The organism is Lacticaseibacillus sp. 30, assembly GCF_053819265.1.
The window spans coordinates 110,767-130,093 of record NZ_JBSOQX010000001.1; the positions used below are offsets into that span (position 1 = coordinate 110,767).

Genomic DNA, 19,327 nt, shown 5'->3' on the forward strand with positions numbered 1-19,327 from the left:
GGGGAAGTTATTTTTAGACAGAATGGTGGGGCCGCAATTGAAACAGACGCGTGGACGAAAGCGCCGGTACATTCATGGATTTGATGGTTTAAGAACAATCGGGGTTATTGGTGTTATTTTGTATCATTTACGCCCCGAGTTGTTTCGGGGCGGATATTTAGGCGTACCGATCTTCATGGTCGTGTCCGGCTATTTGATAACGGATGGGTTGTTGATCGAATTTGACCGCAATCATCGGATTGATTTTAAAAGTTTTTTTATTCGACGATTTAAACGCCTATATCCTGGGTTAATTACCGTCCTCTTTGGGACAGCAGCCTATATCACGTTATTCTCGCAAAACTTGCTGCATAATTTGCACATGATGGTATTGACCAATTTACTTTATGTGTACAATTGGTGGCAGATTTTGAACGGGCAATCCTATTTTGCTAGATATGCAAATGGGGAATCCCCATTTACGCATTTGTGGACGTTGTCGATTGAAGGTCAGTATTATCTCATTTGGCCTTTTCTTGTGTTGGCGCTGTTACTATTGGTTAAGAGCCGGCATCAGATTGCGAACATTGTGCTGATTCTTGCGGCTGCCAGTGGCGCTTGGATGGCAATCTTGTATATGATGACCATTGCCCATGTACAGCCAGCAGCGTTTGATCCAAGTCGGCTTTATTACGGTACTGATACCCGTGCCTTCTCAATCCTATTCGGAGCAGCGCTGGCCTTTATTTGGCCAAGTGGCCGGCTTTCGCAACACTTAGGTAAAAAATGGGTGATTGGGCTTGATCTTCTCGGTACTGCCAGCTTTCTCGGCTTACTAGTCATGGTCTTCACAATTGATGCCCAGAGCAGCTTTCTTTATGAAGGCGGAATGGTATTGTTCTCAATCGTGACAACGATTTTGGTGGCAGTGGTAGCGCATCCGGCAGCTCATTTTGACCGATTGTTAAGTAATCCGTTGTTCAGCTATATCGGCAGCCGTAGTTATGGCTTGTATTTGTATCAGTTTCCCGTCATGATCTTTTGGGAGAATCGTTTTCGTAACATTGCGGATCACCCAGTATTATATCCGGTGATTGAAGTGGTGCTAATTGTTGTTATCACCGAACTTTCTTACCGCTTCATTGAACAACCGGCGGCACATTTTAATTATCACAAGACTTGGGCATTCCTAAAGGGCTTAGCTAATCCTAAAGTTCGTATGGGGAAAACGCGCTGGGTTAGTTATGTGGCGCTGATTATCTTAGCTATTGGTAGTGTTGGATTAGCCAAAGCGCCTTCTGTTAAAGCAGAAGGTGACAACTCGCCTTTAGCACAGCAGTTAAAGAAGCGTGGTGTTTCCACTAAAGAGAAAGAAAAGCGGTTGGCAGCAATGCGTTCCAGTATTGCTGCACAAAAGAAGGCTGACAAGAATAAAGCGGCCGAAGAATCAAGTTCCAAGGCGCTAGAAGCCAAGTATGCTTCTCAAGCTAAAACGCATCCAGTCAATCGTGAGTATGAACAATACGGCTTGACCCAGATTCAATTGCAACAGGCACAAGACATTGGACTCACTGCTATTGGCGACTCTGTCATGCTTGACGGTGAAAATGGGCTTCAACAGCTGTTCCCTAAAGCTGTGATTGACGCTGCTGTTTCTCGGCAAATGATCAATAGTATTGATTTGGTCCGCAGTTACGCTGACCGCGGTGTGCTGGGCAATATCGTTCTGATTGGGTTAGGAACTAACGGCCCATTTTCAGATGATCAGCTAGCGCAAATGATGCAAGCCATCGGACCTGATCGGCAAGTCTTCTGGATTAATGTACGCGTACCAACGCGCGCTTGGCAGAATGATGTTAATAGCAAATTAGCCGCAGCCCAGAAGCAGTATAAGAATCTGACGGTGATTGATTGGTATGACAAGTCTAATGGTCATCCTGATTGGTTCTACAACGACATGGTTCATATGAATCCGAATGGCAATCCACAATATGCGGCATTAGTTGCGAAAACGATTCTGGACAAGGTGAAAAATTAAGCTTCCGACAGATGATTGATTGCGTTGATGAGACAAATATGTCGGTTGATTTCATGAGGCTGAGCGGCATCAAGTCGCTCAGTTTTTTTATTAGCGGTTGCAGTTAGCCGTCCACCTTCGTCTTTTTTAAACCTTGCAAATCTCGGCTTACCAACATTGAAACCGCGAAAATGGCGAGGAACTTGTGGTAGACTACAAAGTGAAGTTCGACAGAATAGGAAGTATGGTATGGAAATTCAATTTTTGGGCACAGGCGCAGGGTCGCCTTCCAAGTCCCGGAATGTTAGCAGTTTAGCCTTAAAATTACTTGATGAGCGTAATGAGGTTTGGTTGTTTGATGCCGGGGAAGGCACACAACATCAGATTTTACAAACCGCTATTCGACCACGAAAAATTGCCAAAGTATTTATTACTCACTTGCATGGGGATCATATTTTTGGCTTGCCAGGGTTTTTGGCCAGTCGCTCCAACCAAGGCGGCACAGATCCGTTGACGATTTACGGGCCTTCTGGCATTGAGGATTTTGTAAAAACCAGTTTGAAGGTTTCTCAAAGTCATCTCAGTTACCCATTAAAATTTGTTTTATTACAGCATCCAGGCGTGGCTTTTGAAGATCAAACTTTCAAAGTCACTTTTGATCGCTTGGATCATCGAATTACGAGCTTTGGTTTTCGGATCGAAGAAAAACCGCATCCTGGCGAGTTGTTGATTGATAAGGTACGTGCCGCTAAAATTCCTTCTGGACCGGTTTATGCGGCTTTGAAGGCCGGCGAAACTGTAACCTTGCCAGATGGCCGGATTTTTGACGGCCACGATTTCATTGGCCCTGCGCAACCTGGCAGAACGGTTGCCATTTTCGGGGATACCCGCATGTGCAATCGCGCGCTGCCTTTAGCAGCAGGCGCTGATGTGTTGGTTCACGAAAGTACCTTTGGACCGGATGAAAGCCAATTAGCTAAGCAGTATTATCATGCGACCAATGTACAAGCAGCGGCGTTGGCTAAACGTGCAGGTGTCGGGCGGCTCTTGCTGAACCATATTTCGGCACGATATCTGAGTCCCGGGGTAGCGATGTTGGAAAAAACGGCGCGGCAGATTTTTCCAAATACGCATGTTGTCAAAGACTTCGAGGAAATTAACATTCCATTTCGGAGTAAACAATCGGAACCTGCTGTCACAGTTAAATCATAAAGCTCAGCGGTAGCAAGTGAATATCAAAACAGAGGAGGAAATCATGATGAACCAACATCCGACGGTGGTTATTTCTGGAGGATCGTCAGGCTTAGGCAAGGCGATTGGACTTGAGGCAGCAAGGCAAGGCGCAACCGTTGTCTTTTTGGCGCGGCGGCGGGAGAAATTACGTCAAGCACAGGCAGAGGCCAGCACGCTTTCCGGCCGACCAGCTTATGCTTTCCCTGTTGATGTTGCTGACCCAGTTGCAATTGAAGCGACCGTTGATCAAATTCACGAAACGGTTGGGCCAGTTGATATTCTGGTGAATGCCGCTGGGTTTGGTCATTTTGAAACAGCCTTCGATACCGATATGCAGGTAGTAGAGCGCATGTTTCGGGTGAATGTGCTGGGGATGATGTATCTGACGAAGTTGCTGGGTCGCGATATGGTCACGCGTCAGCAAGGACAAATCATTAACATTGCTTCAATGGCTGGAAAAATGGCGACGCCTAAGTCAGCTATCTACTCAGCAACCAAATTTGCGGTGCTTGGGTATAGTAATGGCTTACGTCTTGAATTGAAGCCATTCGGTGTTAAGGTGACCACGGTTAATCCGGGACCAATTGCCACGAATTTCTTTAGCGAAGCCAATGCGTTAGACTATTTGGCTAGCGTTTCTTGGCTGGTTTTGGATCCAGATAAATTAGCGCGGCGAATTGTAGCGACATTTGGTCGACCAGTTCGGGAAATCAATGCACCGTGGTTTATGAATCTTGGCGCAGATTTTTATACCTTGTTCCCGCATTTGGGCGATTGGTTAGCTGCTGGTATGTTTAATAAGAAGTAAAGGGGTAGGTCGTATGAAGGGTCAACAACGTTTTATTATTGGGTTAGTTCTGGCATTGATTTTAATTGTTTTTGCCTTGTTGAATGGGCAAGACGTTTCGGTTAATTTCTTCGGTATTCAGCTAAAGTGGCCGTTGATAGTGATTATTGCGGTTTCCGTGTTGATAGGTGCCGTTGTGACCTGGTTGATCTCAACCAGTGCCGTTTCGAGTGCTAAAAAACAGATTCGTGAGTTGCAACAACGGATCACGGAGCTGACAAAATCCAATAAAACTGACAAGCCAGCCCCTAAGCCAGTTCAAGCACCAAAAGAGGAACCGTCAACGGATGCGACGGATACCAAAAAATAGACCTTTGAGGATTGAACTGTCGTACCTAGCTGTCAATAGAGGAGCCCGTGACAAAATTCTCAGTCAGACAAATAAACAAATAAAAGGAACAATTTTTCGATTGTACGATTGGAAAATTGTTCCTTTTTGCCTTCACATAGATTATTTAATGCGATTTTAAAGACCGTAGTGCCAAAACGGAGCAATCTAGGCCACCTGAGGCTCAGTTGTGCAAGCAACACAGCGACGGGCTTCCTACGATTTTTTTAAATCATCATGAAATTTAAAAAATAGTTTGACCTTAACTGACCAATGTCGTATTGTGAAAATGAAAACTATAATGTAAGACGATATTTTTCAGGGAGGCATCCGTATTCATGAACCCAGATAATTTTACGCAAGCCGTTGCCGAAGCACTTGGCGCGGCACAACAAATTGCCCAAGTTCGCCGTCATCAAGAAATTGACATCCCACATGTCATGAAAAGCCTGGTGCAGCCTAATCAATTGGCTGAACAGATTTATCGTGAAGCCGGTGTGAATGTGCAGGGCTTGAATGCTGCGATTGATGCGGCACTGGAAGCAGAGCCTGTCGTTGAAGGCGCTAGCGCATACGGACAAAGCATGTCCCAAAACCTGTCGCAGCTACTGACAGATGCCAACAGCGTGAAGGATGAATTTGGCGATACCTATATTTCTACAGAAGCAGTCTTGCTCGCCCTTTATCAACAACGCTACAACCCGATCACCCAATTCTTGTTGAACGATGCCAAGGTTGATGCAAAGCGATTACGACAGGTGATTGAGAACCTGCGCGGTGGTGAAAAAGTAACCAGCAAAAATGCCGAAGCCTCTTATAAGAGTTTGGAAAAGTACGGTACCGATCTTGTAAAAGAAGCGCGCAGTGGCAAGATGGATCCCATCATCGGACGTGATGAAGAAATTCGCGATGTCATTCGTATTTTGAGTCGCAAAACTAAAAACAATCCAGTTTTGATTGGGGAACCGGGGGTCGGCAAAACCGCCATTGTAGAAGGTTTAGCCCAGCGGATCGTCAAAAATGATGTGCCTGACAATCTGAAGAATAAAACTATCATCTCACTTGATATGGGAAGTCTTGTTGCCGGCGCGAAGTATCGCGGTGAGTTCGAGGAACGCTTGAAGGCGGTCTTAAAAGAAGTCAAAAAGAGTGAAGGCCAAATCATTCTTTTTATTGATGAAATTCACAATATTGTCGGTGCTGGTAAGGCAGAAGGCTCCATGGATGCTGGTAACTTGCTGAAGCCGATGCTGGCCCGTGGTGAATTGCATCTGATCGGTGCCACGACACTGGACGAGTACCGGGAAAACATCGAGAAAGACAAAGCCCTTGAGCGTCGGTTCCAACGGGTGCTGGTTCAGGAACCTAGTGTTGAAGATACGATCAGTATTTTGCGGGGTCTGAAGGAACGATTCGAAATTTTTCATAAAGTTCGGATCCATGATACCGCGTTGGTCGCTGCAGCTACTTTGTCCAATCGGTATATCACGGATCGGTTTTTGCCTGACAAGGCGATTGATTTGGTGGACGAGGCTTGTGCCACAATTAACGTGGAAATGAACTCCCGCCCGACTGAGCTGGATGTGGCAGAGCGCAAACAGATGCAGTTGGAAATTGAACAGCAAGCACTGAAGAATGAAACTGATCCTGCCAGCAAGAAGCGATTAGCAGATGCTGACGCTGAATTGGCCAACTTAAAAGAGAAAACAAATAAGCTCAAGGCTCAGTGGGAAGCAGAAAAGAAAGATATTCGTCAACTTAACGAGAAGAAGTCGGCGATTGATAAAGCCAAGCATGAATTGGAAGATGCCCAAAGTCGCTACGATCTTGAAACCGCCGCGCGTTTGCAACATGGCACGATTCCTCAGTTGGAAAAAGAGCTGCAGACGATGGAACACAGCGATCGTCCGCAATCTTGGCTAGTTCAAGAAAGCGTGACAGCCAATGAAATTGCTGCGGTGATTTCGCGGGAAACCGGTATTCCAGTAGCAAAGTTGGTTGAAGGTGACCGCCAGAAGTTATTGCATTTGGCAGATAATCTGCACCAACGTGTCATTGGCCAAAATGAAGCCGTCAGCGCTGTCTCGGATGCTGTTTTGCGATCCAGGGCCGGTTTACAAGATCCAAGTCGGCCACTTGGCAGCTTCTTGTTCCTTGGTCCCACTGGGGTCGGCAAAACAGAACTTGCTAAAGCATTGGCAGAAGATTTATTTGATTCAGAAAAACACATGGTGCGAATTGATATGTCCGAATACATGGAAAAAGCCAGTGTGTCGCGATTAGTCGGGGCGGCCCCTGGTTATGTCGGCTACGAACAAGGCGGCCAGTTGACTGAAGCAGTTCGCCGCAACCCATATACCATTGTTTTGTTAGACGAAATTGAAAAAGCTAACCCGGACGTTTTCAATATCCTCCTACAAGTTTTAGATGACGGTCGTTTGACAGATGGTCAGGGACGTACCGTCGATTTCAAAAATACGATTATCATCATGACGTCCAATTTAGGCTCCGAGTACTTGCTGGACGGTGTGCAAGAAGACGGCACCGTTAGCCAACAAGCCAAGGATAATGTGCGGCAATTGGTCGGCAAAGCCTTTAAGCCTGAATTTTTGAATCGGATTGATGATATTATCATGTTCAACCCACTATCATTAGCAGATGTTGAAAAGATCGCTGTGAAGGATCTCAAGCAATTAGGCACGCGGTTGGCCGATCAACAGATATCGCTTGATATCACACCGGCAGCGCAGGAGTGGTTGGCCCATAAAGGGTATGAGCCAGCGTTTGGTGCCCGGCCACTGCAGCGGTTAATTACGAGTGCGGTTGAAACGCCGCTGGCTAAAGAATTGATTCGCGGGACTGTGATGCCGGGTCAAGAAGTCGTCATCACGGTTGCGGACGATCAGTTGCAATTTAAGGCAAAAACAGTACCGGTCAAAGCTTAAACCGGCTGGCAACTGATTTTTTCTGTAAAGACCCTTGCCTTGACGCGCCTTTTCATGTATGATTATCGTTGCTGTGACAGATAGCATTCTGTCCACGCGTGATGATGATTGGACTTGCATTTTGATCATCAACCGTATAAAGTTGTTTAGAAATCTTACTAAAAAAGGGGTTTTCCGCTCATGGCAGTTCCAGCACGCAGAACGTCAAAGACCAAGAAGCGTATGCGCCGCGGTCATATCAAGTTGAATGTGCCTAACTTGCAATTCGACGCAGCGACCGGCGAATACCGCATTTCCCACCACGTTTCACCTAAGGGTTACTACAAGGGTGCACAAGTGGTTAAGAAGTCCGACGATAACGCAAATGCATAATCAAAAGCCAACATCTTAGGTGTTGGCTTTTTGTGTGTGAGCGCTCGCCAGCCCGTTTAGAAACCGGCGTGTAAGTGGCCCTGAACATGATGACCGCACTGTGGTCATTGCGTTCAAGGTCCTTACACGCAGGTTTCTGGGCTGGCGAGCGCGTTATGGTGAACGGAGTAAGTTTCTGGGCAGGTGCACGCGTTATGGTGAGCGTGAGTACGAGCAGCTAGAAGTCGGAACATAAGCGACCTTACCAATGAAGGCTGTACTTTGATCATTGGGTAAAATATTAGCATCAATCGGTCCACGAATGGTTATCAAGTCTAGCTCACATGGTATACTCTTCTTGAAAGAGGTGGCAGCATATGGCTGATAACGAACAATTTGCCGATTATCTAGGGCAACTTCAAGAGGCGCAGTTTCCGCGCTGGACTGATCTGCCCCAATTTGACTTGTATATGGATCAAGTGATCCAGTATGTCAATGATATTGTCACACCGCTGGGGTTTGGCGAGATCACATCCACGATGGTCAATAATTATGTTAAAAAGGGGGTTATTAAAGCCCCGCTTAAGAAAAAGTATCGTCCAGAACAATTAGCCAATATTTTAGTCATTGCGATGCTAAAGCCAGTTTTTGCGTTGGATGCTATTGCGGCAGGTATTCAATTTTCACTTGCCAATCGGCCGGTTGCGCAAGCTTACGATGCGTTTATTCTCACTTTTAGCAGCGCAATTGAGCAGGCAAATTCGGATTTTAGCGATGGTTTAACCATTAGCCGCGTCAATAAACCAGATATGACGACAACCCAGCATGCCATTGTGACAATGGCCATTAATGCTGTTTTACAAAAACTGTTAGTTGAAAAAATGATTGATCTGGCTGCTGATGATTCGGAAAAGAAAGGGAAAAAATGAAACTAACCATTCTATCGACAAGTGACACGCATGGTTTTGTCTTGCCAACTAATTATGTGAAACGGGATCAGGATTTGCCTTTTTCATTAGCCAAGGCCAAAACGGTGCTTGATGCTCAGAAGGCAGCAGCTGAAGGACCAGTTGTGACGATTGAAAATGGCGATTGGCTTCAAGGATCACCACTGGCCTATTACGTTGCGAAGATCAGCAAGCAGCCAGATCAGTTGACGCGACTGTATAACGAGGTTGGGTATGATGCCGGCATTATCGGCAATCATGAGTTTAATTACGGCAGCGACTATTTGCGGCAAGCGTTGAAGACATTGACCTATCCAACCATCAACGCTAATATCACCGAAAATGGTCAACCAGCATTTGGGGCGCCTTATCAATTGATTGAGCGCTCAGGGGTCAAAATTGCCATTCTGGGTTTGACAACGAACTACATCCCACATTGGGAAGCACCGGCCCATATTGCCGGCTTGGCTTTTCAAGATGTGGTAGCGACTGCCAAGCACTATGTCCCATTGTTGCGTCAACAAGCTGACGTTGTGATTGTTGCTTATCATGGCGGTTTTGAGCGTAACTTGCAGACCGGTCAGCCGACTGAGCCATTAACTGGCGAAAATGTCGGATATGCGCTGACCCAAGTACCGGGGATTGATGCTTTAGTCACGGGTCATCAACATCGACAATTGGCCGGATTAGTTAACGGTGTGCCAATCACCCAGCCAGGTTACCGCGGGGAAGCGATCGGTAAGATCACACTTGACTTAAATCAGACAGCGAGCGGTTACCAAGTTACTGCTAGCAAAGCCGTGTTAGTCAAAACAGGCGGATCAATTGCGAGCCCAACCATTTTGCAGTCAGCGGCTGATCTGAATCAAACTGTTGAAACTTGGTTAGACCAGCCATTAGCTCATGTTGAAGGGGATATGCGCATTCAGGATCCATTTGCTGCGCGGGTTCATGAGGTGCCGTACATTGAGTTTATTCAAAAAGTACAAATGGCCAGCACCGATACTGACATTTCGGGCACAGCTTTGTTTAACAATGAAGGGCGAGGGTTTGGTGAAACCATCGACATGCGGGATGTCGTCACGAATTACATTTATCCCAACACGCTAGCTGTGTTGCGGTTAACCGGCGCTGATTTAAAAGCAGCTCTGGAACAGTGTGCCGAATATTTTTCGCTAGATGCTGATGGCAAGTTGACGGTGACGCCCCGATTTGAGCGGCCAAAACCTCAGCATTACAATTATGACATGTATCAGGGCATTGATTATACTTTGGATATTCATCAGCCCGTGGGCAGTCGAGTAACTCGGCTGCTTTATCACGGTGCGCCAGTACAGCCCACTCAGACTTATGATGTGGCGGTTAATCAATACCGTGCGGCTGGTGGCGGTAATTTTAAAATGTTTGGTCCTGATAAAGTCATCCGAGAAAATCAAAAAGATATGACCGAATTGATTGCCGATTATTTGCAGGAACACCCATTAATCAAGGCAACTGCTGATCAAAACTTTAATGTTTTACCGTCAATGTGACAGTGAGTCATATCTCGCTTGTCAAGCAGCGAAGGAACGCTTATGCTGTTGGTCGTTATTGAATTGTGCATAGCGAAAGGATTGTTCGGTTTAATGAAAATTTGGAAATATACCATGGTCGGCTTATTGGCATTCGTGCTAGCAGGTTGCGGCCAACAATTAAGCACTACCAAAACCTCATACGGGCGTGACGGACTGGTCGCCATTGTTAAAGGGACGGCCCGCGGTGTGGATCGCGTCAGTTATACAAGTGATGCCGGAAAAGGCAGTGTGCCAGTCAATTCAGGCACGTTTGTGGTCAATGTGCCCGTTAGCGATGTGGCTCAAAAGGTGAACCTAAAAGCCGGTAGCATGCAAACTAACGTCACGGTGAAAGCTGGTCAATCGCTCGGAACTTATAGCACGATTGCGGCAAAGTTTAATCAAATGCTGGCGGTATCCAGTCTACCTAAAGCGGATCAAGCCAAGCTAAAACAGGCACAGGCTGCAAGTGCCAATGCTCAAAAGAACGCTGCGACCATGAGTCCAACTGAGAAGATGGCAATGGCTCAGCAAGCACAGCAATTGAAGACACTGATGGCTCAGGCCAATGCCAATACCAAAGCCTCCCAACTGCCGGCAACGGCGAAGACGGGCATTCATTCAATCTTAAAATCAGCAAGCGGCGATTATCGCGCAAGTATTGTTGATGGCAAGGCAATGGGGTTTGCCGTTGTGGTACCATTATCAGTTTTGAAAAACAGCAAGAAGATGCAGACGTTTGCCACTGACTTCGGGTTACTCACAACTTCGGTCGGTGCTGATGCCAAGTCAGTTTTCTCGCAATTTAAGAAATTGACGAAGGATGCTAAGTCTAAAAACAATGCGACGACCATTAGCACAATCAAGAGTCACGGCGTCAAAATTGATGTTGGTTATTCCACCACAGCACTTTACCTGTATGTGACAAAATAAGCTTGCGTCACTCATTCCAAAAACGTCAGCACATGCAAAGTGCCCGGTTATTGTTAGACATGCCAGTCTAGCAATAATCGGGCACTTTGACGTCATTGACGATTTAATTAATGTTCTGGTTTTTCCGCAGGTTTTGCAAAATGCTGCATGATTGGCGGGAAGAAGAATAAAATGACAACGAAGATCACACTGATAATCGCGCTTGTCTTCGGGTCGTAGCTGCCGCCGCTCAAGGCGCTGATCAGGAAGCCGACAACTTGGCCGAGGATCACGCCCCAGATAATAGTAGGTAGATAACGCATGGAATCCCTCTTTTCTGTCGTCATCTTACCACGACCACAAGCGAATTCAACTGAAATTGTGAGTATTTCCGGTATAATAGAAGCGAGGTGGCAAGATGACGTTTACCCAATTACAGGTTCATAGCAATTATACCTTATTACACAGCCCGTTGGCACTGTCGGATCTTATCAGCGCAGCAAAATCACGCGGTTATTCGGCCATTGCCTTAACGGACACTAATGTTGTTTATGGTTTAGTCGAGTTTTATCGACAGGCGAAAGCGGCTGGCTTGAAGCCGTTATTAGGCATGCAGATCGCGATTGATGATGCCAAACTTTTAGTGATTGCCAAAAATAATCAGGGCTACCATCAGTTACTTAAGATCTCCACGCAGATTATGCTAGCAACTTCGCCGGTGGCCTTTGCGGACTTATTGCCTTTGACAGGCTTAGTCGCCATCACCTTACCGGATTCACCATTTTCGGCGGCAGTTGCTGCTAACGATCACGACAGAGCTGTCGCTTTTTTACAGGAGCTTGATAATAAACAGCCGGAAGCGGTGTATGTTGGTCTGGATGAGGCTCATTTAGATACGCCATTGCCGGCATTTGCGACTAGTCAGCAACTTCACCTAATGGCGTTAGGTAACGTACTGTATCGTGATCCGACTGATGCTTTTACGCAAAAAGTGATGGCAGCGATTGGTGATGGTAGTCAGTTGAATTTTCGTGACCCAGTTTTAACCGATGCTGGGCCGTGGTGGTTAAAACCGCCAGCAGATGCAAGTGCACCTTTTGTTGCTGCTGGACTACAGGCGGCAGTTGACAACGCGGCTCAGATAGCGGATCAAACGGATGTGACGATTACGTTCAAGCAGCCGCAGCTACCTCATTATCAAACGCCAGATCAGCTTGCGTCTAAAGATTACCTGACCAAACTGGCTCAAGAAGGCCTCGCTAACCGTTTTCACGATCAGCCGATTCCGATAACCTATCAGCAGCGTTTGCAATATGAACTGGATGTCATTATCAAAATGGGATTTGCTGATTACTTTCTGGTGGTTTGGGATGTGATGAATTACGCTCACAAGGTCAATATTATGACTGGGGCTGGGCGAGGATCAGCTGCGGGCTCCTTGGTCAGTTACGCGCTGGCTATTACAGAAGTCGATCCGATTGCTTATGATCTGCTGTTTGAACGGTTTCTGAATCCTGCTCGAGCGCAAATGCCTGATATTGATTTGGACATTCCTGATAACCGCCGTGGCGAGCTGATTCAATATGTCCATGACAAATATGGCCGAAATCACATGGCTCAGATTATTACTTTTGGGACGTTCGGCGCGAAACAGGCGATCAGAGATGTGGCACGCGTTTTCGGCATGAGTCAGTTTGAAAGTAATACTTGGAGCAGAGCAATTCCAAACTTGTTGCACATGGATTTAAAAACAGCATACGATCAGAGTCAGCCGTTGAAAAATTTGGTGGCCGATTCACCAAAAAATCGCATGCTGTTTCAAACCGCTTTAGCATTGGAGGGGTTGCCGCGACATTATTCCACGCATGCAGCCGGGATTGTGCTTTCTGAAGAACCACTAACTGACACCGTTGCCTTGCAACCCAGTGGCGATGGTCTTGAACAGACGCAGGTACCCAAAGATGATGTTGAAGCCCTTGGCCTGCTTAAAATGGATTTTCTGGGTTTGAAAAACCTCAATATTTTAGCCGCCGCCAGTCATTTTGTCACCCGTGATACTGGCCGGACGTTTGATCCAAAACAGATTCCGCTGAATGATCAACCGACACTCGCTTTGTTTGCCCGCGGTGATACTAACGGCGTTTTTCAATTCGAGTCTGCTGGTATCAAAAATGTTTTGCGCAAACTGCGGCCAACTGATTTTGAAGATGTTGTGGCTGTCAACGCCTTGTATCGTCCAGGTCCAATGGAAAACATCGACACGTTCATTGCCCGCAAAAATGGGCAAGAACCGATTGCTTATCCTGATCCGGCCTTGGAGAAGATTTTGAAACCGACTTATGGTGTCTTGGTTTATCAGGAGCAGGTCATGCAGGTGGCCAGTGTCATGGGCGGGTTCAGTCTTGGCGAGGCGGATTTGTTGCGGCGGGCCATGAGTAAGAAGAAATCATCAGTGCTGGCAGCCGAACAGGATAAATTCATTGAAGGTGCGGTCAAGCAAGGATTCCCTGAGGCGACTGCCAAAACGGTTTATGCTTATATTGATCGATTTGCGAATTACGGCTTCAATCGTTCTCACGCAGTTGCTTATAGTATGGTCGCATTTTGGTTAGCGTATTTAAAAGTGCATGATCCAGCCGCCTTTTTTGCGGCATTGATGAATGCTAGTATGAATAATTTGCCGAAGCTCCGGACTTACGTACAAGAAGCCAAAGCGCGTCAGGTAGCTTTATTAGGTCCTGACATCAACACCAGCAATGGTGGCTTTAAGTTGAGCGACGGGAAGATTCGCTTTGGACTTTTGTCTGTCAAAGGGATGCGCCGTGACTTTTCCGAAGCCATTTTTACCGCTCGTAAAAATGGCCCGTTTAAAGATTTTCGCGATTTACTACAGCGCCTCGAGCCGAAGTGGTTAAAGGCAGATAATTTCAAACCATTGATTCTTGCCGGTGCCTTTGATAGCTTTGATGATAACCGGGCACAGACAATTGCGAACTTAGATGAATTAATCAACTCGGTTAAACTTGCTGGCAATGATGTTGGGCTATTTTCAGTGCTAGCGCCTAAACCGATTGTGGTGCCGGAAATGCCGGCAGGCGAACGGCTTGAAGAAGAGGCTAATGTTTTAGGCGTTTACCTTTCTGGTCATCCGGTTGACAAATATGCCCCTTTGAAAACGCAATACACATTAGTCAATGTGGTGGATTTAGCAGAAGGTCGCACGGTTGATATTTTGCTTCTGGTTCGACACATTAAGCGGATCCGGACCAAAACTGGGAAGCCTATGGCGTTTGTGGATGGACAGGATGCGACTGGCACCGTTTCGCTGACGGTTTTTCCCAATCTATATCCAACATTAGAAAAAATTGAGACCGACATGGTGGTACTAGTGAACGGGCGAGTTGAAAAACGCAATGACGACTTGCAACTCATTGTGAACCGGATTCAAGATGCCGCACCGTTACTTGAGGCCTTACCAAAAGCACAGTTATTTATTCGCTTGGATGCGGATAATGTTGACGCCCGGACCGATTTACTGAAAAAATTGCAAACTGCCCATGGACCAATTCCGGTTATCACTGTCGACACGACCAGCAAGGAGAGTGTTTTGTTAGATAAGCGATACTGGGTCACTGCTGACACCAGCTTGATGGCTGATCTTGAATCGCGGTTTGGTGCGGCTAATGTGGTGTTGCGAAAACGACAAGAAGAATAGAGAAAATTGTAAAATGTTCTCATTTTCAGGGACTTTGTTTCTGAAAAGTGGTAAACTCAATGAGTATTTGTGATGGGACAAATCGCAAAAGAATATGCATGAGGTGAAATAATGAAACGCATTGGTATTTTGACCAGTGGCGGGGATGCGCCTGGCATGAACGCCGCGGTCCGCGCTGTTGCTCGCAAGGCGATGCACGAAGGCCTTGAAGTATATGGCATCAATTATGGATTTGCTGGGTTAGTTGCCGGCGACATTTTCAAAATGAATGAATCAACTGTCGGTGATAAGATTCAACGCGGCGGGACCATGTTATATTCCGCACGTTATCCACAATTTGCGCAAGAAGAAGGCCAGTTGCGCGGGGTCGAACAATTAAACAAGTTTGGCATCGAGGCGTTGGTCGTCATCGGCGGAGACGGTTCTTATCACGGTGCACTAGCTTTGACGCGTCACGGTTTCAACACCATTGGCCTGCCAGGAACGATCGACAACGATATTCCTTACACGGACTTCACGATTGGCTTTGACACTGCCGTTAATACAGTTGTGGAAGCTGTTGACCGTCTTCGCGATACCGCGGCTTCACATGAACGAACCTTTGTCATTGAAGTCATGGGTCGTGAAGCTGGGGACATTGCCCTTTGGTCGGGCGTCGCCGGTGGTGCCGAGGATGTCATCATTCCAGAACACGACTTTGACGTTAAGAAAATTGCGTCGAAGTTGCAAAGTTCTCGTGAACGTGGTCAAAAGCATGCGGTCATTCTTTTGGCAGAAGGCGTGATGCACGCTGATCAATTTGCCAAGGAATTAGCCGCACATGGCGATTTCCAATTACGTTCGACAGTTCTGGGACACATTGTTCGTGGCGGTGCACCGTCCGCACGTGATCGCGTTTTGGCTTCACAAATGGGTTCATACGCGGTTGAACTTTTGTTGCAAGGCAAAGGCGCTTTGGCTGTCGGCATTGAGAATAACAAGATCACGGCACATGATGTTCGGACCTTGTTTGATGCCAAGCATCACGCAGAACTTTCGCTCTACACCTTAGCGGAAGAGTTAACATTTTAATCTCGTAAACAAACGACATTAACGTCTGTTTAAATAATTTCAAGGAGCGATTTCACTTATGAAAAAAACCAAGATCGTCAGCACGCTTGGACCTGCAAGTAACACCACTGATATCATCGTTAAGTTGATTGAAGCGGGTGCCAACGTTTTCCGTTTCAATTTCTCACATGGTGATCATGAAGAGCATTTGGCACGGATGAACATGGTTCACGAAGCTGAAAAGATCACGGGTAAGACCGTTGGTATCATGCTGGATACGAAGGGTGCCGAAATTCGGACAACTCTTGAAGATACCCCGAATGGTAAGATCGATTTTCACACCGGTGACAAAGTTCGCATCTCCATGGATGCAAGTCTGAAAGGCACCAAGGAAAAAGTTGCTGTTACCTATCCTGGCCTTTATGATGACACTCACGTTGGCGGCCATGTTTTGTTTGATGATGGCTTGATTGACATGAAGATCACCGAAAAGGACGAAAAGAACCGTGAACTCGTTACCGTTGTTCAAAACGACGGTGTCCTTGGTGGTAAGAAGGGTGTCAACGCTCCTGGTGTTGCCATCAACTTGCCTGGGATTACGGAAAAAGACTCCGATGACATTCGTTTCGGCTTGGACAACGGGATCAACTTCATTGCTGCTTCCTTTGTTCGTAAGCCTCAAGACGTTTTAGACATTCGTGAACTCCTTGAAGAAAAGAACGCACTTAATGTTCAGATCTTCCCTAAGATCGAATCACAAGAAGGCATCGACAACATTGATGACATCTTGAAGGTTTCCGATGGCTTAATGGTTGCTCGTGGCGACATGGGTGTTGAAATTCCATTTGAACATGTTCCGATCGTTCAAAAGCGCTTGATCAAGAAGTGCAACTCTTTGGGTAAGCCGGTTATCACGGCTACACAAATGTTGGATTCCATGCAAGAAAACCCACGTCCTACCCGTGCCGAAGTAAACGACGTTGCCAATGCCGTCTTTGATGGCACCGATGCAACGATGCTTTCTGGCGAATCTGCTAATGGTGACTATCCGGTTGAATCCGTTGCTGCAATGGCTCGGATTGACGAATACACCGAAGCAGCGATGATGGATCAGGATGCCTTCGCATTGAAGGAATACAGTAACAAGAACGTCACCGAAGCTGTTGGCCAAAGTGTTGCACACACGGCTCGCAACTTAGGGGTTAAGACCATTGTTGCTGCGACCGAATCCGGCTACACTGCCCGCATGATTTCCAAGTATCGTCCGAAGGCTGACATTCTTGCCATTACCTTCAGCGAAAAGACCCAACGCGGCCTGATGGTCAACTGGGGCGTTTACCCAATCATTGCTGAAAAGCCTGCTAACACCGATGCTATGTTCGACTTGGCAACCAAGAAGGCCCAAGACCTTGGCTTTGCTAAGGAAGGCGATCTGATCTTGATCACTGCCGGTGTTCCTGTTGGTGAATCTGGTACAACCAACGTAATGAAGGTTCAACTCATTGGCTCCAAGCTGGTTCAAGGCTCAGGTGTCGGCGACGAATCCACGATTGGTAAGGCAGTCATCGCAAGCAACGCTCAAGAAGCTGCTGCTAAGATGCAAAAGGGTGACATTCTGGTTGTTAAGACGACTGACAAAGATTACTTGCCAGCAATCGAAAAAGCAGCTGCCTTGGTTGTTGAAACCGGTGGCTTGACCAGTCACGCAGCTGTTGTTGGTATTGCTATGGGTATCCCAGTTGTTGTTGGTGCTGAAAATGCTACCAGCGTCATCTCCGATGGCCAGATCATTACTGTTGACTCCCGTCGTGGGATCATCTACAAAGGTGCTACCAACGCCCTTTAATCTTCAAAATGACCTGTTAAAGGTTAGGAAAAACTCTCAAGGAAACTTGGGAGTTTTTTCTTCCAAAAAAACACTACCGTTGCCTGTTTTGAGCAACTTACTGATAAATGTATGAGCAGAGGTCGTCAGGTGCGTGCGAGTGGCTTATAATAAGAAACAGTATGCAATCTCGTAAGCGATAACGCTGGCAGTTTGGTCAGCATCATGATGGAGGGAACACTTGTGGAGAGTTGGCTTTTTTTACTAGGTATTTTAGCAATTGCAATTGTCGGCAAAAATAAAAGCCTGATAATTGGGGTCAGTGCTGTGATGGTTCTCAAGCTGATCCCGCAAACTCAAAACTTTTTGAAATTGCTTCAGACGCAAGGGATCAATTGGGGCGTGACTGTGATTTCAGCCGCTATCATGGTGCCAATTGCAACCGGTGAGATCGGCTTTAAAGAGCTTCTTAATGTCATTAAAAGTCCGGCTGGCTGGATTGCGATCGGGTGCGGCGTTTTAGTCGCTGTTTTGTCGGCAAAGGGTGTCGGTCTGCTGGCAATGAGCCCGGAAATGACTGTGGCATTGGTTTTTGGCACAATTATTGGCGTCGTGTTCTTAAAGGGCATTGCGGCTGGACCGGTGATCGCCAGTGGCCTCACCTATGTTATCTTGACCGTTTTTAATCTTGTTCCTGGACATTAATGACCGGCAACTATGGCGCTGGTTTAAGGAGAAAAATAAATGAATTTTAATGGCAGTATTGTCACCGCACAAGTGACGGATCACAATGACACGGAAGTCTTTGCTCAGCATGATGGCGTCACTTTGGCCATTGATCGCAGTGAGTTGGCTGAACTTCCAGAAGTTGGCAGTGATGTTGAGGGTTTTGCCTATGAAAATAAGCAAGGGCAGGCTCGTTTAACCACAAAAGTTCCGACAGTTGGCCGCGACCATTACGCTTTTGCGAAAGTAGTCGAAGTGCGTAAGGATCTTGGGGTATTTGTGAACATTGGCTTACCAGACAAAGATATTGTGGTCAGTGAAGACCAGTTACCTGAAATCAGCCGTTTATGGCCGCAAAAAGGCGATCAATTAATGGTTGCCTTAACAGTCGACAAAAAAGACCGGATGTGGGGCAATCTGGCTGATGAAAGTATCATCCACGCGGTTGCAAATCGCGCGAAGCCTGAACAGATGAATGCTGATGTTACTGCCACGGCTTATCGGTTGAAGATGGCTGGAACGCGTGTCTTGACCGATGATTTTTATTTGGGTTTTATCCATCCAAGTGAGCGCGATGCTGAACCGCGACTTGGGCAAATTTTGCATGCTCGCGTGATCGGGGTTAGTGCCAATGGCGAGCTGAATTTGTCGCTAAAACCACGTGCCTATCAGGCCATCGGTGATGATGCTGGCATGATTTTGGCAGTTTTGCAGCATGATCCTTCAGGAAAAATTGCTTATACGGATAAGAGTGATCCTGAAGCAATTAAGCAAACCTTTGGCATCAGTAAAGGCGCCTTTAAGCGCGCACTGGGCCATTTGTTGAAGGCTGGCTTAGTGAAAGAGGAAGCTGGGTATACGATTTTGACGGCCGCAGCCAAGGCGTCTCGGGAGTAACA

Annotated in this window: 15 protein-coding genes; 14 read left to right on the forward strand and 1 reads right to left on the reverse strand. The window is 46.7% G+C overall.

Annotated elements, in window-relative coordinates; all coding sequences use genetic code 11:
- Nucleotides 1-22 precede the first annotated feature (22 nt).
- The 9 genes from ACWPAB_RS00500 (at nt 23) to ACWPAB_RS00540 (ending at nt 11,133) form a co-directional block, all read left to right on the forward strand.
- Nucleotides 23-2,017 carry an acyltransferase family protein gene (locus tag ACWPAB_RS00500; protein WP_003570229.1) on the forward strand — a complete coding sequence of 665 codons (1,995 nt, stop codon included), beginning with the start codon at nt 23-25 and terminating at the stop codon, nt 2,015-2,017.
- Between the two features lie 228 nt (nt 2,018-2,245).
- A complete protein-coding gene (gene rnz / locus ACWPAB_RS00505; RefSeq protein WP_003570230.1) occupies nt 2,246-3,208 on the forward strand; it encodes a ribonuclease Z in 963 nt (320 codons plus the stop codon).
- A gap of 43 nt (nt 3,209-3,251) precedes the next feature.
- Nucleotides 3,252-4,037, forward strand: a complete 786-nt coding sequence (locus ACWPAB_RS00510; protein ID WP_032793429.1) for an SDR family NAD(P)-dependent oxidoreductase — start codon at nt 3,252-3,254, stop codon at nt 4,035-4,037.
- Nucleotides 4,038-4,050: 13 nt separating this feature from the next.
- Nucleotides 4,051-4,386, forward strand: coding sequence for a LapA family protein (locus tag ACWPAB_RS00515; protein WP_003565311.1), 336 nt, complete (start codon nt 4,051-4,053; stop codon nt 4,384-4,386).
- Between the two features lie 356 nt (nt 4,387-4,742).
- A complete protein-coding gene (gene clpB, locus ACWPAB_RS00520; protein WP_003587840.1) occupies nt 4,743-7,349 on the forward strand; it encodes an ATP-dependent chaperone ClpB in 2,607 nt (868 codons plus the stop codon).
- A gap of 180 nt (nt 7,350-7,529) precedes the next feature.
- Nucleotides 7,530-7,721 carry a 50S ribosomal protein L32 gene (rpmF, locus tag ACWPAB_RS00525; protein WP_003565316.1) on the forward strand — a complete coding sequence of 64 codons (192 nt, stop codon included), beginning with the start codon at nt 7,530-7,532 and terminating at the stop codon, nt 7,719-7,721.
- Between the two features lie 356 nt (nt 7,722-8,077).
- Nucleotides 8,078-8,629, forward strand: coding sequence for a DUF1836 domain-containing protein (locus ACWPAB_RS00530; protein WP_003565318.1), 552 nt, complete (start codon nt 8,078-8,080; stop codon nt 8,627-8,629).
- A complete protein-coding gene (locus tag ACWPAB_RS00535) occupies nt 8,626-10,179 on the forward strand; it encodes a bifunctional metallophosphatase/5'-nucleotidase (protein ID WP_003565320.1) in 1,554 nt (517 codons plus the stop codon). Before ACWPAB_RS00530 ends, ACWPAB_RS00535 begins: the two co-directional genes overlap by 4 nt.
- Before the next feature lie 93 nt (nt 10,180-10,272).
- Entirely contained in the window at nt 10,273-11,133 is an 861-nt protein-coding gene (locus tag ACWPAB_RS00540) for a hypothetical protein (protein ID WP_003565322.1), read from the forward strand.
- A gap of 107 nt (nt 11,134-11,240) precedes the next feature.
- Here ACWPAB_RS00540 and ACWPAB_RS00545 read toward each other — a convergent pair whose 3' ends face one another.
- A complete protein-coding gene (locus ACWPAB_RS00545; RefSeq protein WP_003565324.1) occupies nt 11,241-11,435 on the reverse strand; it encodes a YjzD family protein in 195 nt (64 codons plus the stop codon).
- A gap of 95 nt (nt 11,436-11,530) precedes the next feature.
- Here ACWPAB_RS00545 and dnaE point away from each other — a divergent pair, with 95 nt between their 5' ends.
- The 5 genes from dnaE (at nt 11,531) to ACWPAB_RS00570 (ending at nt 19,325) form a co-directional block, all read left to right on the forward strand.
- Complete coding sequence (dnaE, locus tag ACWPAB_RS00550) at nt 11,531-14,827, forward strand: DNA polymerase III subunit alpha (protein ID WP_003570237.1); 3,297 nt, start codon at nt 11,531-11,533, stop codon at nt 14,825-14,827.
- Between the two features lie 111 nt (nt 14,828-14,938).
- Nucleotides 14,939-15,898 carry a 6-phosphofructokinase gene (gene pfkA / locus ACWPAB_RS00555; RefSeq protein ID WP_003565329.1) on the forward strand — a complete coding sequence of 320 codons (960 nt, stop codon included), beginning with the start codon at nt 14,939-14,941 and terminating at the stop codon, nt 15,896-15,898.
- A gap of 58 nt (nt 15,899-15,956) precedes the next feature.
- On the forward strand, nt 15,957-17,723 hold the full coding sequence (gene pyk / locus ACWPAB_RS00560) for a pyruvate kinase (RefSeq protein ID WP_003565331.1): 1,767 nt from the start codon (nt 15,957-15,959) through the stop codon (nt 17,721-17,723).
- A 222-nt stretch (nt 17,724-17,945) separates the two neighbouring features.
- Nucleotides 17,946-18,407 (forward strand): DUF441 domain-containing protein, encoded by a 462-nt coding sequence (locus ACWPAB_RS00565; RefSeq protein ID WP_003565333.1) that lies wholly within the window; start codon nt 17,946-17,948, stop codon nt 18,405-18,407.
- Nucleotides 18,408-18,446: 39 nt separating this feature from the next.
- Nucleotides 18,447-19,325: a CvfB family protein gene (locus ACWPAB_RS00570; RefSeq protein ID WP_003565335.1), complete on the forward strand. Its 879-nt coding sequence runs from the start codon at nt 18,447-18,449 to the stop codon at nt 19,323-19,325.
- Nucleotides 19,326-19,327 lie beyond the last annotated feature (2 nt).